Here is a 2751-nt window from a genome sequence, read left to right on the forward strand (position 1 = left end):
CTGCGCGCTGCCCGGTTCGGCGAGCGCGCGGGCCAGGGTCTCGACCAGGCGCGGCCGGCCCGGGCGGGCGCGGCGCCACGCCTCGGTGAGACCGCGGCCGAGCTCCAGCGCCAGGACCAGCAGCAGCACGATCGCGGCGACGTGGACCGGGACCTCGAGCGCCTGCGCGATGCCGGAGAGGGCGTCGGTCACGACGTCGGCCAGCGGGGGTACGACGGTCACGGGCGGGCGACGCTACCACAGGAAGGGTCACCTACGTAGGGCTACCGAACTCGGCCCCGACCGCCGCCGCCCGCTCAGCCGACGAGGTCCAGCCCGAGGCACGCCGGGGCGCCGGGCTGGGCGTCCGGGTCGCCCGGGCGCGCGCAGTTGAACGTCTCGATCGGCGTGACCACGCTGCGGCCGTCGTCGAGGACGTACTCGTCGAGGGCGTCGACGTTCGGGACGGCCGTCGCCGGGCGGACGCTGACCCGCTTGCCGGAGGTCGCCGAGAACCGCTGGACGTCGCTGGGGTGCCCGCCGCCGATGTTGAAGCGGGTCACGGCGAAGCGCGAGCCGTCCGCCGAGACCGTCAGGGCGCCGATGCCGTTGTCCGACGCGCCGCCGGTGCTCTGCGAGGTCAGCCGCACGACCTTCTTGCCCGGGCGCATCAGCCAGACGATGTTGCCGATGCCGACGTCGCGCGGGCGGTAGGCGTGCAGGGCGATCGCGTCCCGCGCGCCGAGCGCGAGGCGGAGGCCCTGATACTCGCGCGGTACCGTCCGCACGAGCTTGCTCGGTCGGCCGGCGGCCGTGGCGAAGCGCAGGGTGGTCGTGCCGCGGGACGTGCGCAGGAAGGCGATCCGGCCGGCGCGCATGACGGTGGCCTCGTCCTTCGAGGTCTGGCCGCGCAGGCGCCTGGCGGGACCCGACCCGTCGGCGCGCACGACGACGTCGCGGCCGCGCGAGCCGATGGTGAGCACGGTGCGCCCGTTGCCGTCGGAGCCGAGCGCCACGGAGTCGGCGAAGTCGGGGAGCTTGGCCGAGAGGACGCGCGGCGTCCCGCCGGGAGCGTCGAGGACGACCGCCTGGACGGTGCGGACCGTGCCGGTCCGGCTCGGCGCCGACGCGGGCCGGAGCCACGCGACGCGCTGGCCCTGGACGGAGACGTCGACCGGCTCGACGGCGTCGAGCACGGTGCGGGGAGCGTCGGCGGCCGACGCGGGGGCCGCCGAGAGGGCGAGCCCGACGCAGAGGAGGGCCGGGATGGTCAGGGACGGGACGGGGGGGACACGCATACGCACTACAACCCCGGATCCGGCGAAATGGTGCGCCCGGGGCCCGCCTCCTCACGGACTCTCACGGACGAGCGTCCGCGCGCCAGGACGCGCCCGGACGCCCGCCGCCGTCCCTCAGCCCGTCGCCCGCACGCCGCTGCGCGGCCACGAGCGCCACGTCGCCCCGACCGCCGCCGCGGCCGCGTCGAGGACCGACGCGACGAGCCGCTCCCGCGCCGGGGCCAGTCGCCCGGTGCCGCACGACGGCGTCACCAGGCTGCGGGCGATGAGGGTCTCGAGGTCCCCGCCCGCGGCGGTCACCGCGCCGACGGCGGCACCGATCCGGGCGGCGGCGTCGAACTCCGCGTCGGGGCGCACCGGGTCCAGGGCGCCCCAGGCGATCCGGCCGCCACGGGCGACGAGCTCGTGCAGCACGACCGCACCCGCCCCGCCGACGGCGTAGCGGGTCGCGTCGAACGAGAGCACGTCCGGCTCCGCCGCGCGCACGAGCGCCCACGGGACGGCCGAGCAGACGTGCAGGCCCCACGCCGACGCGGCGCCGCGCAGCGGGTCCCACACCCGGGCGTCGACCGCGCTCGCCGCTCCCGGGCGGGTCGGACGGGGATCGCCGCTCGCGTGGGCGAGGCCGGGCTCGTCGACGACCAGCAGGACGTCGAGGTCCAGCTCGCGCAGCCGCGCGGTCTGCCCCGCGACGCTCGACGCCAGCCAGCCGGCGAGCTCGCGCGCCAGCGTCGCGACGTCGCGACCGACGCCCGAGCGACCCGCCGCGCGCTCCATCGCCACGGCGAGCGTGACCGGGCCCGTCGCCTGCAGCTTCACGACCCGGTGCTCCGGCGGCCGCGCCTGCAGGGCCTCGACGAACGCGTCCCACGCGGCGGGGCGTTCGCGGTCGCGCTCGGTCGTCCAGCCGCACGGGGTCTGCGTCCACTGCGGACCGAGCCACTCGCGGACCATGTCGCCGTCGGACCGCGGGAGCTGCGGGCAGAACGGCACGCCGTAGGCGCGCGTGGCGTGGCGGACCGCCACGGCGGGGTCGTCGAACGGCAGGCTGCCGACGCCGGTCGTCGCGAGTGCGGGGAGTCGTTCGAGGACGCTCACCATGTCGTTGTCTCCTTCTGCGACGGCCGTTACGCGCGGCCGCGATGGTCAGAAGCACCCGGAGGAGGGGGATCCCACCCTCCCGGCGCGGAGTCGACAGGTCTTCGGACTCGGATGCACTCGATCGCGGCCGCCTTCCCAGGTCCTCGGACGGATGGTCCGAGGAGCCCAGTGGCGTCGTGGCCACGATCCGCATCCTCACCGCTGCGCGTCAGTCCCGGATTCCCACCGGATTCCCTGACCCCTCGGGAGGGGTGGATCGACTCCGCCGGGGACACTAGCGCGCGGCCCGGAGGGGGCCACCCGGACCGCGCCGCACGGCCCGGACCGCCGACCGGACCGTCGCGGCGCGCCCGGCACGACGGCCGGGCGCGGC

The 2751-nt window shown here is 77.1% G+C and carries 2 protein-coding genes, 1 pseudogene and 1 riboswitch; all 3 genes and pseudogenes read right to left on the minus strand.

Annotated elements, in window-relative coordinates; all coding sequences use genetic code 11:
• A pseudogene (locus Q7T67_RS16010) lies at positions 1-222 on the minus strand (hypothetical protein); the annotation flags it as partial.
• A 74-nt stretch (positions 223-296) separates the two neighbouring features.
• Positions 297-1277: a hypothetical protein gene (locus tag Q7T67_RS16015; protein ID WP_304791838.1), complete on the minus strand. Its 981-nt coding sequence runs from the start codon at positions 1275-1277 to the stop codon at positions 297-299.
• A gap of 114 nt (positions 1278-1391) precedes the next feature.
• The gene (locus Q7T67_RS16020) at positions 1392-2378 is read right to left on the minus strand and encodes a hypothetical protein (protein WP_304791841.1); all 987 of its coding nucleotides are present in this window, start codon (positions 2376-2378) and stop codon (positions 1392-1394) included.
• An 88-nt stretch (positions 2379-2466) separates the two neighbouring features.
• A riboswitch (cobalamin riboswitch) is annotated at positions 2467-2639 on the minus strand.
• Positions 2640-2751: the final 112 nt, after the last annotated feature.

The organism is Patulibacter sp. (assembly GCF_030655195.1).
In the GTDB taxonomy this organism is placed as follows: domain Bacteria; phylum Actinomycetota; class Thermoleophilia; order Solirubrobacterales; family Solirubrobacteraceae; genus Patulibacter.